Genomic DNA, 19,447 nt, shown 5'->3' on the forward strand with positions numbered 1-19,447 from the left:
ACTGATTTTATACTTTCTTAACTTACCAAAAAAGCTGTCGAGAAGTTCTCGACAGCCTATAGGGCTAGGTGAAGCCAAACTGTTCATCAAAATGTTAATAGCCTTCGAAATCCGTGCGGCTTTGTTTAATTCTACATGCTTTGTTCTATTTACGGAAGTATGTTTCCACAGCGCTGTACAAACACTATCCTCTGTATAATTTCACATAGAACCTGCTATGCAAGCTTTTTTTCCAGTTCTTGTGCCATCTTCAAGGAGAGCATTTAACGGATTCTTTCATTATCCACAGCCCTTTGGCTTTGACCACTTATTTTTGGGTACCCAATTTAATCGTTGTTTCTTTGCGCTTCCCATCACGGTAATAAACGACGGAAACGTCATCGCCAACCTCTTTTTCTTGATATAAAATTTTACGTAAATCAATCATGTTCATAACCTGTTTACCATCTAATTCAGTTATTACATCTAATCGCTTCAATCCTGCCTGATCAGCTGGTGATAATGGTTCTACACTCCACACATACACACCGCCTTCGATCTCATTCGGCAGATTAAGCGTATTATTCCATTCAGATTGCGGCACCTCATCTAATGAGTAGATTTCAACACCTAAATAAGGTCTCGTTACTTCTCCTTTACTTTCTAGCTCAGTAATAATCGGCATTGCCGAATCAATCGGAATGGCAAATCCTAATCCTTCCACGGCTGTTTCATTAATCTTCATGGAATTAATACCAATTAACTGACCCTTAATGTTAATTAATGCACCACCACTATTACCAGGATTAATCGCAGCGTCTGTCTGAATAACTTCAGCTTGCCAATCTGCGCGTCCATCTTGGTTGAAATCCTGTGGTATTGTTCGCTCCGTTCCACTAATTACACCTTGAGTTACAGAACTAGAAAACATGAGTCCTAGTGGATTTCCAATGGCAATGGCTGGCTCTCCTACCTTCACACTACCAGATGAGCCTAATTCAATAACCTTATCTACCTGTTCTCCATCCATTCGTAACACGGCTAAGTCTGAAAACAAATCACTGCCGATTAACTCTGCCTCAATATGTGTTTCATCAAATAATACAACTTCTATGGTATCCGCACCCTCAACGACATGATGATTTGTCACCACATAAGCTGTGCCATCCTCATTTTTATAAATGACACCAGAGCCTTCTCCAGCTTGATTATCACTTTCCTGTTGCTGCCAAAAATCATTTTTCCGTTGAATATTAATTACACCAACAACTGCCGGGGTGACTTGATTCACCACATCGGTTATCTGTGTAGATACATCAACATTCAGCGTTTGCGTTGGTACATTGGAATCTGTACTACCAGATTCTGTATGCAGCTGACTTTCTTCCGTTATGGAGATAATTCCCGAATCAACTAATGCGGGTAATGCTATTGTCACTAGCAGTACTCCGATAATTACGCCTAATAATACAGGTACAAGCCAATTTTTCTTTCTCTTTCGATATGGATTTGGTGGATAGTGCTCATCATAATAACCCATTTACCTACCCCCTTACGATCAACAGTTTAAAACATTTCACACTTAGTTATTCCCATAATGATTAAAAAAATAAACAAAATGTTAAACAACCTCATAAAGTGGTGTTGGACTTTTATGATCTGTATCCAATAAATTTAAGGATATTCCTCTTTCTCGTAATACACTATCTACCGACATACGAGCAAGATCTCGCATATTATTGTCAAGGCTCAAATGAGCTAAGTAAATACGTTGTGTATTATTTCCTATAATATCAGCTAAGGCGAGTCCACAATCCTCATTAGAAATATGTCCTGAATCGCCTAAAATACGCCGTTTTACATTCCAGGGATACCTTCCCATTCGCAGCATACCTACGTCATGGTTTGCTTCAAAAATGTAGGCGTCCGCATTTTCGACCGTCTTTTTTATTCGTTCTGATACATATCCCAAATCCGTCACAAGCGCAACTTTCTTTCCATGATGATGAAAAGTATAAAACATCGGTTCAGCAGCATCGTGTGAAACGCCAAATGACTCTACATCTAAGTCACCAAACGTCTTCACCTCTTCCATCCCAAAAAGAAACTTCTGTTCCGTTGCGATTTTTCCTATCGATCCTTCCATCGCTTTCCAAGTGTTTTGATTCGCATAGATTGGTAGATTATATTTACGAGCTATAATGCCAAGTCCTTTTATATGGTCACTATGCTCATGTGTTACTAATATGGCTGATAATTCTGCTGGGTCGATATTAATCTCCTGAAACAATCGATCCATCTGTTTTCCGCTTAATCCTGCATCTACTAGCAATTTTTCCTTTTCTGTTTCTATAAAAAAAGCGTTACCTGTACTTCCGGATGCTAGTACACTAAAACGTAGGGTCATTCCTGTTCACTCCGATTTTTATTATCATCTACTAATTGATTTAAGTAGTCAATAAAGCCTGTCTTCCACTCGACCTCATCGTTTATTTGTTTATACAACGGTAGGCTGTCGGTTATTGTTGAAGTAATAAAGCTCGTGTCATCACTAGGATAAATATAACTTTCAACTGCATTAAAGAAATAATTTCTAATGTTATCCTCTGCGTCCTTAATACTGACTAGATAGGTTGGTGCAAACACATGAGCTCCTGTATCTCGTTTGATTCTCGTATAATAACCATTCTCTATATTAACAATTTCATCATTCGAATATAATTTGTTTTCCTTATATAATTCATTAAACATCGTATTAACCTTAATTAAGGTCAACTTTTCCCCTTGTGGCTCTGCTTCACCGAGTAACGTCTGTGTGTAATACATCATTTCATTTGCATCATTTAAATACACAAGTAATAAACCATATTGATTGTAGTAGATAGGTCGGTTATTTTTATTTTGGAAAAAGATTAATACATTCGTGTCTTTATTCCAACCCCAATAGCTAAATTCATCGGAAAAAGCAACATAGCTTTTGACAAGCTGACTAATACTCGTTACACTTGCTTGCTTGGGAATCGAAACAGGCTCTTTGAACCTTGAAACAACCGTATAATTATTAATAATTTGTGGGTCCTGATTACTTAATCCAGCTATTCTCTCCATTTCAGTATCTGTCAGCTTTTTGGGTGATACCTTAATAACCGAATCCTCTGTAATATCCACCTCTTTATCACTAATTTTAATGCTTTCTGCGGCGAGCTTATCTTCGAGCGTCTGCTCCTGATAATTAAATTGCTCGGGATTCGCTCGATCTTGCTTATCGATAAATTGATATAGCAAATAAACATCGAGGATTAAGAAGCAAAGAATAAATAATGTTTTGATTTGATTCCACTGCATGCCTAATCCTCCTTCTTTTGAGGATTTAGTCGTTCCTCAAAATTAATTCTCTGCCAAGATCCATTTAACTTCATAAACCAGCTCGGCTCCAATTCAACGTAATCGTTTGGATCATTTTCCTTATAATTATATTGATAGCCTAATTGAATACCTTGAAGGTTTTTTATACCCTCACCAAGGCGATCTTCCAAATGAGAAATAACCGCTTCACCAGAGGGGATATCCCATTGCTCTTTTTCCAATTCATTTCTTATGCGCAGTAATGAGCGTTTATAGCTAAAAATTTCCTGTTCACGGAACTGCATTTCCATTAATGATAGGCCAAACTGGTTGTAAACAGGATAGCCATTATAATGCATTTGATAGGTGATACTATTTGTTGCTAGATCCGCGCTCATCAATTTGTAATCGCCTGTCCAGCCATTATGTTCATTGATTTCATCTACACTTTTCTCCAATAAATTCATAAACCCAAAATTCGATAGCACCTTAGGAATCGGATTGTAGTAATCCATTCTTCTACCGTTTTGCTCCACTCTTAACTCACTAATCCCATTTGAATAATTAGCTGAACTAAGCTCTGTATTCGATCTACTGACCGTATCCGGATTTTTAAATAATGTCTCTACTAATAAATTTGGTGATATTTTTTGAATGGTAAACAGATATTTATACTGATTTGTTGGTTTACTTGGAATATAAAAAGCTTGCTGTCCTTCACCAACTTGTAAGAACTCGGTTAACCCTTCCCGTGAAGCAATTAATTGCCTGAGATTCTCATAAATTACTGAGTCCGTGATCACTGCCTGTGCTGTTTTACTACCATTTAACGCCGGAATTTGTAATGTTATCGTAGATGCATCAACATTCAATGTCATATACATACGCTGAAAAGACCAGGTTGGTAGCTTTTCCATACTTTCTGAATCTGTAAACGAGAAGAGTCTGTTGGCCAATTCAATCGGCAGCTCCTCTGGGAAAATCAATTCTATATCATAATCGGATAACTTCTGCTTCGCATTATAGATAGAAAAATCCGTTAAAATCCACGATTGCATTTCTTCAAAAAACCGTTGGTTTTCCTTGGGATCTTTATAGCCAAGATGCTGATTAGTCGCGTGAAAAATAACAGATTGAGGTGCAATCAAGCTGTTTGTTTTCACAGCTGACCCACCAATATCTATTCCTCCTACCGCAGGATTCTTATCTAACGGACTATACTCTTTCTGGTAGCTCCAAAGTCCAAATGTTAGTAATAAGCTTACGCCTATCAACAGGACTAATGCAAATGATTTAAATGTTTCTAGCTTCACGATGCACCCCTCCGCTTCTGATTCATAAGCGGCAGTGTAAAGAAGATCGTTGTCCCTTTACCTTCTTTGCTCTTTGCCCAAATTTGTCCATGATGCGCCTCCACAAGCTCTTTCGCAATTGCTAAGCCGAGTCCTGTACCACCAAGCTTCCTCGTCCTCGCTTTATCTGCACGGTAAAAGCGTTCGAATATTTTATCTAGTTTATCATAAGCAATACCTAGTCCCTGGTCATGGATGCTAATCAATAAATAATGACGTTTTTGTTCAGCTTTTAGCTTAATCGTACCACCTTCAGGAGAATATTTAATCGCATTTGAAATAATATTATCCAATACCTGTGTCATCTTATCCTTATCAATCCATACATGATAGCTTCCGTTTGGAATTTCTCGTTGTAATGCAATATGCTTCGGAATATGCATTTCAAATCGATCAATAATATGGTGGTAATAGCTAATAAAATCTGTTCGTTCCTTCTGCAATGGATACTCCTCTGCATCCATTTTTGAAAGCTGTAATAAATCATTAACCATACGAATCATTCGTTCCGTTTCATTTTGTGCCACACTTAGGAACTTAGGGGCTATTTCTTTATCCTGCCAAGCACCGTCCGTTAACGCCTCGATATAACTTTTCATCGTCGTTAAAGGTGTGCGCAGCTCATGTGATACATTGGAAACAAATTCTCTACGTTCCTGATCAATCTTTTCTTGCTCCGTAACATCACTAATCACCGTTATAAAGCCAGTTACTTCATCTTCATCATCAAACACTGTGGAAAAATTAGCGCGCACAATAAACGCTTGTTCCTCATCACTAAAATCAATAATCATCGAGCCACTATCCTGTAATTCTGTAACATCGACCATTTTTTCGTCCAGCTGCAGTACATCCAATAAATATTCTCCGATCATATCATCAGGGTTATACCCAATTAATCTTCCTGCAGCTTCATTCATAAGCGTAACGGAACCAGAATTGTCCGTAGCAATTACACCATCTGACATATTTGACAAAACCGAGCTAAGCTTTCTACGCTCCTCCTCAATGGTTGCATACGAATGCTTTAACCGGTTATTTAAATCATTAAATGTCTCTGAAAGATGACCAATTTCATCTCTTCCATATACATTTACTTTCTGTGTAAAGTCACCTGTTGCCATGTTTTGCGCCTGCCTACGCATTTCAATAATCGGTTTCGTAATGGTACGAGCCACTAATATCCCTATGAAGGCAGAAACCGTAATTGCTAATATCGAGCCACGAAGGAATATTTTACTAATATTGCTTAATTGATCATAGACGGATTCTAAAGACGCCTCTAAATAAATAACACCGACAACAATATCACTATCATCTTTATCTAAAATAGGCTGTGCTAGGATATAAAACCGATCATTTGCCTTTGCTCGTATATCAGGTTGAGGGGCATTACTTGTAAGTGCACCTTGCACATAACTATTGGTTGTCTTCTTTCCAATATCATCCTGTGTTGTATAGTCACTTGTAGCAATCACTCTACTTTGATTACTAATCACCTGTAGACTTGTAATATCATCTGCTTGAACCTCTGAAACAATACTTTGAATTTCCTCATTTAATGTTGGTTCATCAGGATTGTCCTCATCACGCTCACGTGCAAAAGCCTGAGCTAAATTATGACTTAACAGCTCCACTCGATCCATAATAGATCCTTTAAAGCTCTCTACTAAGCTCTCCTCTAATTTCACTGTAAAAAATGAGCCGATAACCTGAATAGCTACCAGCAATAAAAGAATATAAATAATAATAAATTTTAATTGAATAGAACGGAAAAAGCCGACTTTTCTCATGAATAACTACTCCTGATCAGGATTTCGTAAATAATACCCTACACCTCTTCGGGTTACTATCCACATTGGATTACTAGGATTCTCCTCTATTTTCTCACGTAGTCTTCTCACCGTAACGTCAACGGTACGAACATCACCAAAGTAGTCATAACCCCATACGGTCTCCAATAAATGTTCCCGCGTCATAACTTGTCCCATATGACGAGCAAGGTAATGAAGTAATTCAAATTCGCGATGGGTGAGTTCTATTTGTACACCATCACGGGAAACAACATACGCATCTGGATGGATGACTAGCGATCCAATTACAATATCCTTTGTTGCCTTCACAGTATCGTCTGGAACTACCTGCTGTCTACGTAGATTTGCCTTCACACGAGCAATCAGTTCGCGATTACTAAATGGCTTCGTTACATAATCATCAGCACCTAGCTCTAGCCCTAGCACCTTGTCTATCTCTGAATCCTTTGCTGTCAGCATAATAATCGGCATTGTTTGCGTTTTTCTAATCTCTCTACATACTTCATTGCCATCTTTATTTGGTAGCATAATATCCAAGAGGACTAAGTCAGGCTTTTCAGCTTCTGCAGCCTCAATCGCTTCGTCACCATCATTCGCTACAATAACTTCATAGCCCTCTTTTTCTAAATTAAATTTTACTATATCTGCAATTGGCTGTTCATCATCTACTACAAGTATTTTTTGACTCATATCTGCCACATCCTTCTCTTTCACAATCCTAAGTTTATTTTATCTTACTTTTGTTCAAAAGTCTTTTCTAGTATACGGGTTCATTATCAGGTAAGTTGCTTTTACTATAACCTTATATATGTTCGAAAGCAATGAGAGGTTTTTAACGTAGATAAGAGAGGAATTTTAAATTTTTTTACATTTATTCTCTTTGGAGTTCATTATTATCTTAATTCTATATCATAAAAAAGACTGATTCAAGAGCAGCTCCTGAATCAGTCCTTTATAATTACTTTAAATAATCGGTAGGATCCTTACGTACCCCATCTTTATACAACTCAAAATGTAAATGAATACCAGTTGATCTACCTGTCGTCCCCATTACACCAATTTTACTACCTTTTTCTACGGTTTCACCAGCTTCTACATCCATCGAGGCTAGGTGGGCATAAATGGTTTTCATCCCGTTGTTATGATTGATAACAATTTTATTACCATACCCTCCATTATCGTAGCCTGCTGATACAATGGTTCCATTATCAGCTGCTTTAATGGTGCGACTGCTCGGCCCAGCGATATCAATACCTTTATGAACGCTTCCCCAGCGTTTTCCCATCGGACTGGATATATGACCGCCAACAGCTGGCCATGTCAATTTGCCTGTTCCACGAGAAGGGATTACTTTCGTACCTTTGATAATGATCTCTTTTTGTGGTTTTTTTATGATTTTTTCATCAATGACTGTTTGATTTATTTCTTCACCATTACGTTTCTCCATAGCATACAAGACTTCTTTTTTACCATGTTTACCTTGCTGCTTTACTTTCTCTTCTCCCTTGTAAAGCTCATCCGATTTAATCACTTTCGTTTCATGCTTTACGTTTTCTTCTGCTACATGTGCTTCCTTTACAACAACCTCGGCAAACGGACGATAAGCAGTCACATGAATCGCTTGATTAACATGGAGCACGCTATCCTCAGCTAACGACTTGTTTAACTCAAGCAATTCTTCCATAGATAAATTATATTTGCTAGCAATCTCACCTAGCACTTCTCCTTCATCCACCTTATGCACCTGTTCTTCCAATGTTCCTTTTTTCATCATAGTAAGACCTTGCTCTACTGTTAATAGCTTCTCCGGATCAATAACACCATCTGTATATGTAACATGGTTTGAAAGCTCAATACTTGTTACAATACGATCGCCAACTTCTAAATCATCCGCAGTAATTTTTGTTCGGCGTTGATTATCTGGATTTACCGCCATTTTTTCCTCTAATGTCTGCCATTCTTGTTTCTCGACATATTCTGCTTTATAGCTTGCTATGACTTGCTCCGCTGTCTCATAATCTTTAAAAAAGCCTACGCTTTTATCGCCAATTTTTAGCTCGATAGCTTCTGCCTCTATCGTTATATTTTCCTGCACAGCAGCTAACACCTTTTCATTATCAAATGTTGGATTAAAGACCTTTTCGGAGATAAGCGAAATATCTTGTTTGGGACGTAACGTCAAATTGCCATCATTATGCTCCACTGTAGCTATCTTCTTATCTATCATTTGTTGAATCGCTTGCTCATTATCAACCTTACCAATGTGCTCACCGTCTATATACACATGGTAAACCGTTTTTAGATCGTCTGCTGCATAGACGGTTGAAACAGTAAAGAATGTGGCTATTAGTAGGAAAACACCTAATTTTATGTATAAGCTTGATGAAGCTTTATTTCCTTTTGTAAACACTTACAGTTGCTCCTTCTTGCATTTCTCTCTATCTACATTTTTATCCTCTTTTAAACTAACATAGGATAATAGTCTCAGAAAGAGCTATAACAGAACTGTAAAGAAAATGTATAATAGCATACAATTTTTTACTATTCTATCGAAATAGCAAAACAGTGTGCTTCATTATTGCTTGGTAGTCAGTTTTAATACATTTATTTCTGGAGAGTTGAACAAACGAAAATTTAAAAAAGATACGGCATCGCTACTCCCTAAGCCGGCACTCACATATTGCTTCGTTCCTTGATACTCCCACAACCCCTTAATTCGATCAGCAGGAGGAAAAAATCGATTTGGTTCATACCAGGGTTCAGGAACAAAGATAGGTCCTAGAATAGGTAACCTGATTTGTCCACCGTGATAATGTCCAGCAATAATTAGATCATACTTCCTCCATATTAAATCAGGGCTTGCCTTAATCGTTTCTATTCGCTTGTCGACAATAGGATAATGATTTACGGCAATAAGCAGATCTGATGTATCCATATCTTCTAACACTTTTAGATCTTTAATCAGCTGCTGTTGATAACTTAAATAAGCAGGATTTTGAGCATATGGAGGCTGAACTACCCCTTGTACATTACCCAGAGCACGTTCATTTTTGATAATAGATAGTTCAAAATTAACAAAATGGATGGCTGATTCCCCTTTATCAATGGTATAAAGTGATTCTAAGAACGTAACATTTCTTTTTTTCAATCCGTTTATAAATTCACTTGTTTCTACTGTTGAATCAACCTGATAGCTAAGCGGATCAGTATTACCTGGAACATAGAGGATATTTTCCTTATTATCCAACCCATCAATAATCGTATAAAACGCCGAATCATTTTTGCTTCTAATGCTATCGAGCATATCACCTGTAAAAACAAGCACATCATAGTCAATACCATTAATAGCTTGGATTAATTGCTGTTGATTTTCCCCAAATAGTTGTTCATGTAAATCTGTTATTTGTAGGATCGTAAAATCTTTAAAGGAATCTTGAATACCATTAACCTTAATTTCTTGCTCCACAACAACAAATCGATGATTATCCCATATTGTATAGGTAACGAATCCAAGTAAACTACACAATATGAGCATGGCTATCTTTTTTCTCCCTATAGTAATCATTCAGGAAATCTCCTTTAACCTGCATATAACCGGAAGTAAGAACCCTCTTCAAGCAAACAAAATATGGATAAATGGAGGATCTACTGCCAGTAAATGTCCAATTGGTTCGGACCTACATGGAAGTAGGTCACAAAGGTGTTGCCACAGGACGTGGCGATTTAAGCCTTTGTACGTATTTGTTTCACTAAAAGCCGGATGGAAGTTTCACTGTATATAAGGTACTTCATGTATTTTCCTTCTACTTCAAACCGTAATAAATGGATTAGCGAATGGCTTGTGTCTGTTTCTGTAATAACTGACATAGGATACCTTGATCGTCCGATTCTAACTGTCTAAAAGTCCCCATTTGCTTGACCGCCCCTTTATCTAACACAATGACTTGATCAGCGTGATGAACCGTAGACAACCGATGGGCAATTACTATCAGTGTCATCCTACCCTTCAATTTGTTTAACGATGATAAAATCTCTCCTTCATTTTCGCTATCCAGCGCACTAGTTGCCTCATCCAACACAAGAATTCCTGGACTTCTTAAGATCGCACGTGCCAATACTAGCCGTTGCTTTTCACCACCAGATAGCTTCATACCCCTATCGCCAATAACCGTATCTAGTCCATTCACTAAATTCCTCACAAACTTAGCAGCAGATGCAAAATCTAATGCTTCCCATAGTTCCTGTTCTGTAGCTCCTGGCTTAATTAACAACAGATTTTCTCTTATGCTTGTATTAAATAAGAATGGATCTTGGGCAACATAACTTACTGTTTGCCTTAGCTCGATCAAATTTTCCTTTGTAAGTGGAATCCCATCTACAAAGACCTCGCCCTTTTCTGGTTTATTTAAACCCATTAAAATATCTATTAACGTGCTTTTACCTGCCCCAGATTTCCCTACAAATGCGGTCATTTTATTTGCTGGAATAAATAGAGATATGTTACGTAGCGTATAACCAGCTTTGTTACTTTCATAGCGAAAATAGACATTTTTGCATTTGATACCCTCATTTACAGTTATTGGCTTTATTTCTTCATGAGATCGAGACGTAAATTCTATCGCTTGATTACATTCATGTTGCAAATGCTTTACCGCTTGAAAGGATGGAATAGTCGTGGCAATTCGTTCCATGGAGGCTTGAATATCTACAACCCTCGGCCATAGTCTGGAAAAGATGATAATAATTAACATGAGCTGGCTGCCTTCGGCCTGTAAAAGCTGAATGGCCACAAATATAAAAAAAGCGATTAAAACAGCAGAAGCTATTTTATAGTAAAGCTGTGATGTCATTTTTAATGTTGTAAAATGAACTTGTTCTGCTTGCATACGCTCTGTTATAGATTGATACCACCTTATTCGAGATCCTTCCAGTGTGTTGCTTTTAATATCCTTGATTCCATTTATATGATCCGTAATTCCTGCAAGATAATCTCTTCCTAACTCATAGTTTTTACGACCTAATTGTAGGGATTGCTTTAAGAACTTTCGATTAAAGTAAATGAGTAGCAACCCACAGATTAATACCATTATGGTAAGAGTTGGTGATAATATAAAGGCAAAACCAATTTGCACGAGCGTAAACACAAGTGACGTACAAAACATAAGAATCGAATTTATTCCTGAACTGGTACGAGAAATTTCTTTCTTTAATAGATTAATCAGGTCAGACTTTCGATGCTTTAGATAAAAGCCCCAATTCGCCTGCATTAAACGACTGTATGTTTGTATACGTAAATGCCTTAGGAAGCCCTGCTGTACGATAGCATTTTTAATGGCAACGCGCCGTTGGAGAAGGTTCTGTACGATTGCTAGCAAAATAAAAATGCCTAATATAATAGGCAACCCCATTGAGCTCGGAATGGTAGATAAGAAATCAAACTGTTGTATTATTGCTAGCTCTTCTGTATTTATGTCAACAATCCCCATCAAGCTTATCATTGGGACGAGTAGTAATATGCCTGCTCCCTCCAAAAAACTCATGCATATCATAGCAAGCAAATTTACGTAAAGTGTTTTCCCAGCAAATTCATGAATTTGTCTTAGGAAGTAATAAATATCTTTCATCTCGTGCTCCCCCTAATTGCATACCTCACTGTCTTTCTCCAAAGCCATAAAAAAGGGCGTAGCGGGAAATATAAAACATGTAGTTTTTTCGGCAGTGGTAATGTTTCTCCATCCTCTGGATACGGATATAAAAAGCTTAATATAAAAACTAGCTTTTGCTTCGGTGCCATGAGTGAAAACAAATGCCATTTATGATAGCGAGAAACCTCTTCAGGAACTGGGGAAGCATGGAGATTCACCTTTCTTTCCAGATAAAATAATGCATCTTGCGCTAACGCTCGGGAGCGTTCTGTACAAAGCGTTTTCCATTCCTTGGGAAGTGTCGTGTTTACTAGATCACGGGCTAACGTAATACTCTGCCCGCCTATGTGATGATAACCGTACTTTTTTAAATGCTTATTTAAGCTCATCCAGTCCATTTTCTGCAATTTCAGCATTTGCTGTATATCTATAATCCATCGTAACCTTGACCAGCCATGACGTGCTCCATGTGAAACAAGAAACAAAAACAAGTCCTCGTATCCAAGTAAGTAAACAGGTGACTTATGAAGCGAGCTTTTCCTCCTTCTATCCCATAATTGAGTGAAAGACGGTTCTTTGGCAGGGCCTGGATGTAATCGCCAATGTAATTCCAATTTAATTTGTTTTTGTGGATGAATATATGTAACATGATGATGTCTCCATTTCCAATCATTTAAAATAGTTTGGATATAATCATCTTTTTCATATCCAAAGCGTTTAAGTAATGCCTCTGCTGTCTTCAAACGATCGAGCGGGATAAGTACATCAATATCACTTGAAGTCCGTAGAGAAATATCCCCGTATAACTCGTGTGCAAGCACTGGCCCTTTTAAAACAATAAGCGGAATAGCTTGTTTGGCAAAAACATTACTTACCTCATCGATTTCTGCTGAAAGATGAAGCATTTCCATTGTATTGCGTCTATATTCCTTACTTAAAAACTGTATGACATCAGAAGGTAACGATATTGCTTTGTTCACTTTAAGCCTCGAATAAAGTAATGGATAAATACGATGATGCTTCATAAGATCTATACATTTATCCCAATCAATAGCTGCAAAAATAGCTTGTTCATTGTTTTCATTTATAAGGTCAAGAAGTAGCTTTACTTCATTAGGTAGGCGAGAAAGGTTTAAATACTTATCCATGATAATCACCAACGGACTTACCTGAATTTGTGCGCATCGCGAATGTTGCTACCACCGTGAATTTTCTCATTCCTTCTTTACCTGTAACATAATAAGAACCACTACGTAGCCAGGAATGAGCGATCAATTCATCATTCGCATCTTTTGCCGTTCCTAAATACAATGTGCTTTCCATATGGCGTCGACGTAGCATTTTTTGTCCAGCAATCGCTTTTACTAGACACTGACTATCCCATGGTGTGTATCGACTCATTATTTCAATAGATTCTGAGATGTGCTTCAACACGTGGATATTCGTTTCTGTGATCTGACTTGATGTTTCTTCCGATTGATTGCCTAACAAAGGAGAAACCATTGCGAAGGGTAATGCTTTAAGAATCCTTCCCCATCCTAAATAAAAGAAAGCTTCTAATAAACGTATTTTTGCTTCAGAATTCAATAAAATAAATAATTTTACGTTATGCATCATACATGTCTAATTCCTTTCCAACGTCATTTAAAAAGGAAATAAAGATTAGGCTCTTATCTGCTTGCATCGCTACATTGAAGCATATTCTATGATAGCGATTCCGGATTAACTTGAATTAATCCCTCGTTTAATAAATGCCTCAAAAAAGTCAGAACCTGTTCCTCACAAGCGTGCTCCTCTACATCATATTGACTAGTTAGTAATGAGATTAAAGCCTTGATGGATATTGGCTTTTCGATATGTTCCCAAATATCCCCTCCCACTGTTCCCAAATTATAATACGAGCTATTTTCCATACATAGCATGACTTTTTCACCATCCATGTCACTTACAATTGCATTGGTATCTTGGCTAACTAATTGATGGATGGTAAGCTTTTGCTGCTTGATCATTTGTATTCCTCCTTGCTATCCATTCTGATTCGATAACGTCTGCAAGCTGTTCCGCCGTAAAATAGGATGTTGGGCGTTGTAATTGATAGATATCTAGTTTATTTACCATTTTAGCTATCGTATGAAAATGCCATTCCAATAACCCTGATTTTTTCAGTAATGACTTGCGAAACGTATGTTTATACAGCGTTTGCAACCGTTCAAGATTGTGAATTGGCTTTACCTGAATATCCTGCTTATCACTTTTTACTAATTCATATACACCAATCAAAGGTAACCATTCGGAGACAAATTGGTTCAAGACCGGAATAGCAAATTTTGATGCTCTATCGATAAGTGGACGATACTTCGTTTCCTCCATTCCAAAATGATGTAAACTTTCTAACCATAATTTTTGTTGGGGATACGCTGGCTTAATATATGGAATGCCACTCTTCTGGAAGGTTACTGGAATAAGGTCATCACTTATTAAATGATATCCTCTTTGTAAAAATTCAGATGCTAGCGTAGACTTTCCAGCTCCTGAGGAACCTACAATGGCAATGGCAGCTCCATCAACAGCTATCGCACTCCCGTGTAAAGGAAGCGTTTTCCGCTGCATTAATAGTATTCCCATACTTGTACCTAGGATAAATAAACGAACTTGATCTTCCTGTGCACCATCACATGGCGAAACAGTTATGTTAGTTCCTCCATGGATTGCATAGATAGCCACCCCATCAACCTTAAACATACAAAAATTCTCTTTAATTATAAAAAATTCATCCTCTTGAAATAGCCTTGCCCATTGTTCCGTTAAATCCGCTCTCGTTATGATCACGTCACGTCCTTGTCCCTCATTTTCAAAAGACATAGGCAGTAGCTCTGGTAACACGATATCACTAGATATCGTTAATCCGAATGCCCGATAATCCACGCCTCTCATTCCCCCTCTTTATCCCGCATATAACTGGCAGTAAGACACCACTTCAAGCAATAAATGTCCGATTCGTTTCAGAGCCTTTAGGTCATACCCTTGTGGTACTAACCATCCGTGGGGATAAACAAAACCCCCCACGGATTAAAGTTAAATTTGTTCGGGCTGTCTCAAATTTAGCTCTCTACTTTTACAACTACAGGATGAGACAAGCCCTAATGTAAGTAATGTGATATGGCTGTTTTAATTCTTATTCAAGAAGTGTTCAGCCGCTAACAAAACGATGTTTTCTTTAGCTACCAAGATTATCGTCTCCTGAATCATCACTATCATCCCACCATTTGCCACCATGGCCTTTGCCCTTGGTAAGGCTTACACTAAGCTGATCTAATACAGGCTTTTCCCATTCTTTTTTCATGAAGTTCCCCCCTTTCATCATTCGTTCATTATAAAGAACATTAAATGGATAAAAAAGTGCGAATAACTTCGCAATTTCGTTCTTTATAAAGAATATAGTGCTAATTTACCATGACTCTCTGCTATTGTCAATGCTAAGAACGATGAAGTCAAGCTAATTTCCTAGATACTTTATCGTATTACCCTCTTGCTTAACATGTGGTGATGTATTTTCATTAATGTATATCCATTCTTTAATTGAAGTGGAATCAATCTCTGTATATATCACATTATCTAAGATGGCTACCTCCTTCGCTTTATTAATACGGATAATGGGGATCTTTGTTGCTGACTCAAATTGTGAAGATTGAATAACAGCTTCTACACCAGTATTATCTACATGTAAATCGCCAATTTGCTTAAATACACAATCGTTAAATTCATAGTTACCTAAACTATTCAGATCAATCCTTCCCTTTCCTGGCTCTGATGATGCAAATTCACAGCCATTATATGTTCCTCTAGGTAAATCAAGTCCATACGTTGCGTTATAGTCAATAACTTTCAAGCGATTAAAGATACTACCATCAGCTACTTCACCGACTATATTACGTTCGACCGTTTCGCCTGTGATCGTTACATCACTTAATTTTATGGGTTGATCCTTGATTTGTAGCGAATTGATTTGTTTTCTATCATTTGCTAAGGTAATATTTGAAACTTCTACGCCATATGGCTCTTTACTTTGAATACTTAATTGTGAATTTGTGAATTCCATATCTGTAAGTAGTGTATCTGGACCGAAAATCGTTGCTAACGAGTCCGACATACGGTTACCGCGAAAGACTGCTTCACCTTCCGCCACAATTTTACTAGCATCAAACGTATTATTTTTAATAACAGCACCAGACCGAAACGATGTAGCTATCGCAAGACCAATGGAGGAATTCGCTTTATTCGGCCCAAGATAATTTTCATCAACCGTGACATCTTGACCATCATAAAGAATAATATTATACCTTTCATTATTATATATCCGATTCTCTTTTATAAGGATATTGTAATTAGGATAAAAACCTGCTTCAATATCAATTCCTGATTGAGGGGCGATTCCCTTGATGTTATGTATCTTATTTTGCGTGATCTCCATGTTAGAGACGCCTGCAACGGTTATTCCCTGCCTACGATTATTTGCTGATTCACTATGCTTTATTTCAACCTGATTGGATATATCCTTATTCCAATACTCCAGTTCTACGCCAGCTATCTCTTCTGTATCAAACACAGCATGAAAGTACGCTGCCTGCTCTGGCACATTGACCATACTCCAATCAAGCTCCTGATTCTCTACCTTTTGAATAAATGTACCATCTGAACGATAAAAAAAGATATCATAAGGGGTATTGGCATTCATATTTTTTGGGCGCGAGAGCTGAATAACTCTGTTTGCATCAAAAACGGGATGCTGGAAATTTGTCTTTACATTTCCTTTGGTTCGAATCTTCGTAGAATCAGCTATCAATTCTCCCTTCTTACCAATTGCACCCAATTCAAAATCACTTTCTTTTAATCTATTTATTTGTTTCGAACTCCCGCCAACCATAATGCCATCTCCAGTGAAATTAATCGTCTTTACATCTTCTATCTTTAAATTATCGGTACCAAGAGCTAATATTCCCATACCAAACTCATGGGTGCCATGGCTATGAGACGTATCCTTTCCAGTATAATCGTGTGTGTCGCGATCTCCTTGAAATGTCCCACCTTTAATCGATACATTCTTCGTCTCTGGACCGACATATACAATTTCATAGCTCTCATATGAATTGGTTTCCTTTTTTAGAGTTGCTTCATCAGCTAGTTCTAGTGTTAGATCGCTTACCATATTTAGGCGAGCATTCGGATCAGACGGCTCCTGTCCCTTATCTATTAGATACGTTCCAGCCGGTATATAAAACGTGTTGTAATCATTTCTACTTGCCCACAGTAACGCTTTGTTTAAGCCTTCTGTCGTTTCCTTTGGATGTGTACCATCATTATAGATCCCCCATCGTTCCAAATCCACAGTATAACGCGACGTAGAATTATTATCACCACCGCCTTGTTCATCTGTAAATTTCATTATCAAAAAAACAGCACCTAAGACAACAAGACCTAAAAATAGCAAATACTTCTTCTTCAATTCTTTCACCTCGCTCGACAGCTGGATTCTAGCAAGCACCCACATTATGTTAAACTTCTATTGCATTGCCTTATATATATACACATTTTTTCCCTTTAATGGGATCGTTTTCTGTAGTGAAAAGTAAGATGTTCCTTCCAACTTCTCGGTTCTTAAAATGATATTAACCTGGTATTTTTTCATTAAAGACCGTAATTCTGTTTGCGTCAATTCATTGATATGACCAGCATTATCATACTTTCCATCATATATATCCATGAACCGTTCCGCCCATTCCTTATAATATTTTTCATTAAATGGAAAGTCTTTGCTAACCGGTACACTTCGATTTGCAATTAAGCGTAGTTTTTGATTTACTAAATGATCCACATCAATATCTGCTAATATTTGTGCATCCTGAGCGGTATGTTCCTTCACCCATGCATAAAGCTCATTCCGTGGTTCTGAAATATCAGGAATATTAAAAGCTAGTTTTCGATCCAACACAAAAAAGCTACCTGCAAAAGCCAATAGTACGAGTATCAAATAGAAATAATGTAAACCTATTCGTTTCATTAAATAGCGATCTAAATAAATATGAAGCTTCAATCCTTTTTTAGCGAACAACCAATCACTCCATACTGCATAAACGAATACAGCCCCCATCATTAATGTAGAGAGCTTTATATCCTGTGTAAGTACAGGGATAAACGGAAGATGCAGCAATAGGAATGAAAGATAATCTTTATTTCGTAATTTGTAATACATGTAATAGGCAAAGATAAATAAATAGAATCCGGGGACAAATACAAACGTGCGATAGGGAATTATGGTTACGATCGATTTGATAGGAACCACTTCAACAAAAAGATAACCAATAGCCATCATGAACGTAATATAAAGCCCATACAGCTTGAGAAACCTTAGAATAGAAGCTGGCAGCCTCTTTCTTATTACATAGATCATATAGATGATGATAACGGCGTACATGATAGCAATGAACCAAATTTCGATACCAAATTTCGATGGAATATAATGATGGGGATGTCTAAGATCACCAATGATTGTTGTGTATTCCTTACTCGATAAGAGTGCTACTCCCTTTTCCGACAGCTTTAATGGTATATAGCTAACGAAAAATGCTCCGATTATCGAAAGCAAACCCAAAATGGGCCAACGATTTATCATCGATTTGATTTCACTGAAATTATACGTAGCAACGAAAAGCAGTCCAGCTATCGCTAATCCATGTAATGTTAATACAGGGTGAAGCAGCATAGCAATAGCAAATAACATACATGATGAAAAGATGTTAGCTCGATAAATTAGAACGAAGCCAAACAGAATAAACACTAAGGAAAATTCCGCTGCACTGAATACAGGTGTACTGAAAAACCAGGCAATCGTTCTCGGAATACTATAAAAAGAAATGGCTCCTAAGAACATTCCAATAAGAGCGATATACGTTTGCTTGTTGCTAAGAACATATAATAAAGTGAAAACTGCAATGTTTAGCAGAAAAATCCGTAAAAGATTTACAAATGCAATGAACACTGTATAATCTACATGAAACACGTTTGCTCCAAAAATATAAAAATAGGAAACGTACAATCTAGGGGAAAATTCTTCAAATGTATTTGTATAAAAGTCAGCTGGCAGAAACTGCTTATTTAATAGCTTCTCAATTTGTGGAAAGCTATCTACTACAGGCCACCCCCAAGCAACCTGATAAAAGTAAACGGAAAATAAACTAATGAGAATAATTATAAGGCAGAAGATCAATGATCCATATTTCTTTGTCCTATTATCATTCACCCTAAACTCCCCCTA

Annotated in this window: 16 protein-coding genes; all 16 read right to left on the reverse strand. The window is 37.4% G+C overall.

Going from position 1 to position 19,447, the window contains the following annotated elements; all coding sequences use genetic code 11:
• Positions 1 to 307: 307 nt before the first annotated feature.
• The 16 genes from D9782_RS04395 to D9782_RS04470 all read right to left on the reverse strand — a co-directional run bounded on the left by D9782_RS04395 (position 308) and on the right by D9782_RS04470 (position 19,432).
• Positions 308 to 1,519, reverse strand: coding sequence for a S1C family serine protease (locus D9782_RS04395; protein WP_121604195.1), 1,212 nt, complete (start codon positions 1,517 to 1,519; stop codon positions 308 to 310).
• An 81-nt stretch (positions 1,520 to 1,600) separates the two neighbouring features.
• Entirely contained in the window at positions 1,601 to 2,386 is a 786-nt protein-coding gene (locus D9782_RS04400) for an MBL fold metallo-hydrolase (protein WP_121604196.1), read from the reverse strand.
• Positions 2,383 to 3,324: a two-component system regulatory protein YycI gene (locus tag D9782_RS04405; RefSeq protein WP_121604197.1), complete on the reverse strand. Its 942-nt coding sequence runs from the start codon at positions 3,322 to 3,324 to the stop codon at positions 2,383 to 2,385. Before D9782_RS04405 ends, D9782_RS04400 begins: the two co-directional genes overlap by 4 nt.
• A gap of 2 nt (positions 3,325 to 3,326) precedes the next feature.
• Positions 3,327 to 4,637: a YycH family regulatory protein gene (locus D9782_RS04410; protein WP_162986329.1), complete on the reverse strand. Its 1,311-nt coding sequence runs from the start codon at positions 4,635 to 4,637 to the stop codon at positions 3,327 to 3,329.
• Entirely contained in the window at positions 4,634 to 6,469 is a 1,836-nt protein-coding gene (gene walK / locus D9782_RS04415; RefSeq protein ID WP_121604199.1) for a cell wall metabolism sensor histidine kinase WalK, read from the reverse strand. The genes D9782_RS04410 and walK overlap by 4 nt, the downstream gene beginning before the upstream one ends.
• A 6-nt stretch (positions 6,470 to 6,475) precedes the next feature.
• Complete coding sequence (gene yycF / locus D9782_RS04420) at positions 6,476 to 7,180, reverse strand: response regulator YycF (RefSeq protein ID WP_026680489.1); 705 nt, start codon at positions 7,178 to 7,180, stop codon at positions 6,476 to 6,478.
• 268 nt (positions 7,181 to 7,448) lie between these two features.
• A complete protein-coding gene (locus D9782_RS04425) occupies positions 7,449 to 8,900 on the reverse strand; it encodes a M23 family metallopeptidase (protein ID WP_121604200.1) in 1,452 nt (483 codons plus the stop codon).
• Positions 8,901 to 9,065: 165 nt separating this feature from the next.
• A complete protein-coding gene (locus D9782_RS04430; RefSeq protein WP_121604201.1) occupies positions 9,066 to 10,055 on the reverse strand; it encodes a metallophosphoesterase in 990 nt (329 codons plus the stop codon).
• Positions 10,056 to 10,317: 262 nt separating this feature from the next.
• Positions 10,318 to 12,114, reverse strand: a complete 1,797-nt coding sequence (locus D9782_RS04435; protein WP_121604202.1) for an ABC transporter ATP-binding protein — start codon at positions 12,112 to 12,114, stop codon at positions 10,318 to 10,320.
• The gene (locus tag D9782_RS04440) at positions 12,111 to 13,283 is read right to left on the reverse strand and encodes a nucleotidyltransferase domain-containing protein (RefSeq protein WP_226983590.1); all 1,173 of its coding nucleotides are present in this window, start codon (positions 13,281 to 13,283) and stop codon (positions 12,111 to 12,113) included. Before D9782_RS04440 ends, D9782_RS04435 begins: the two co-directional genes overlap by 4 nt.
• The gene (locus D9782_RS04445; protein WP_240455808.1) at positions 13,276 to 13,752 is read right to left on the reverse strand and encodes a lasso peptide biosynthesis B2 protein; all 477 of its coding nucleotides are present in this window, start codon (positions 13,750 to 13,752) and stop codon (positions 13,276 to 13,278) included. The genes D9782_RS04440 and D9782_RS04445 overlap by 8 nt, the downstream gene beginning before the upstream one ends.
• Before the next feature lie 86 nt (positions 13,753 to 13,838).
• The gene (locus D9782_RS04450; protein WP_121604203.1) at positions 13,839 to 14,144 is read right to left on the reverse strand and encodes a lasso peptide biosynthesis PqqD family chaperone; all 306 of its coding nucleotides are present in this window, start codon (positions 14,142 to 14,144) and stop codon (positions 13,839 to 13,841) included.
• On the reverse strand, positions 14,104 to 15,069 hold the full coding sequence (locus D9782_RS04455; RefSeq protein WP_121604204.1) for an aldolase: 966 nt from the start codon (positions 15,067 to 15,069) through the stop codon (positions 14,104 to 14,106). Before D9782_RS04455 ends, D9782_RS04450 begins: the two co-directional genes overlap by 41 nt.
• Positions 15,070 to 15,352: 283 nt before the next feature.
• Entirely contained in the window at positions 15,353 to 15,478 is a 126-nt protein-coding gene (locus D9782_RS04460; protein ID WP_161629264.1) for a paeninodin family lasso peptide, read from the reverse strand.
• A 153-nt stretch (positions 15,479 to 15,631) separates the two neighbouring features.
• Positions 15,632 to 17,647 carry a right-handed parallel beta-helix repeat-containing protein gene (locus D9782_RS04465; RefSeq protein WP_162986330.1) on the reverse strand — a complete coding sequence of 672 codons (2,016 nt, stop codon included), beginning with the start codon at positions 17,645 to 17,647 and terminating at the stop codon, positions 15,632 to 15,634.
• A gap of 48 nt (positions 17,648 to 17,695) precedes the next feature.
• Positions 17,696 to 19,432, reverse strand: coding sequence for a DUF6798 domain-containing protein (locus tag D9782_RS04470; protein ID WP_121604207.1), 1,737 nt, complete (start codon positions 19,430 to 19,432; stop codon positions 17,696 to 17,698).
• Positions 19,433 to 19,447 lie beyond the last annotated feature (15 nt).

The organism is Virgibacillus sp. Bac332 (assembly GCF_003667785.1).
GTDB lineage: Bacteria > Bacillota > Bacilli > Bacillales > Amphibacillaceae > Virgibacillus > Virgibacillus salarius.

Bases quoted from the DNA above. Each gene is read 5' to 3' on its own strand.
- D9782_RS04395 (WP_121604195.1), bottom strand. From the start codon at position 1,519: ATGGGTTATTATGATGAGCACTATCCACCAAATCCATATCGAAAGAGA.
- D9782_RS04400 (WP_121604196.1), bottom strand. From the start codon at position 2,386: ATGACCCTACGTTTTAGTGTACTAGCATCCGGAAGTACAGGTAACGCT.
- D9782_RS04405 (WP_121604197.1), bottom strand. From the start codon at position 3,324: ATGCAGTGGAATCAAATCAAAACATTATTTATTCTTTGCTTCTTAATC.
- walK (WP_121604199.1), bottom strand. From the start codon at position 6,469: ATGAGAAAAGTCGGCTTTTTCCGTTCTATTCAATTAAAATTTATTATT.
- yycF (WP_026680489.1), bottom strand. From the start codon at position 7,180: ATGAGTCAAAAAATACTTGTAGTAGATGATGAACAGCCAATTGCAGAT.
- D9782_RS04430 (WP_121604201.1), bottom strand. From the start codon at position 10,055: ATGATTACTATAGGGAGAAAAAAGATAGCCATGCTCATATTGTGTAGT.
- D9782_RS04435 (WP_121604202.1), bottom strand. From the start codon at position 12,114: ATGAAAGATATTTATTACTTCCTAAGACAAATTCATGAATTTGCTGGG.
- D9782_RS04440 (WP_226983590.1), bottom strand. From the start codon at position 13,283: ATGGATAAGTATTTAAACCTTTCTCGCCTACCTAATGAAGTAAAGCTA.
- D9782_RS04445 (WP_240455808.1), bottom strand. From the start codon at position 13,752: ATGATGCATAACGTAAAATTATTTATTTTATTGAATTCTGAAGCAAAA.
- D9782_RS04450 (WP_121604203.1), bottom strand. From the start codon at position 14,144: ATGATCAAGCAGCAAAAGCTTACCATCCATCAATTAGTTAGCCAAGAT.
- D9782_RS04455 (WP_121604204.1), bottom strand. From the start codon at position 15,069: ATGAGAGGCGTGGATTATCGGGCATTCGGATTAACGATATCTAGTGAT.
- D9782_RS04460 (WP_161629264.1), bottom strand. From the start codon at position 15,478: ATGAAAAAAGAATGGGAAAAGCCTGTATTAGATCAGCTTAGTGTAAGC.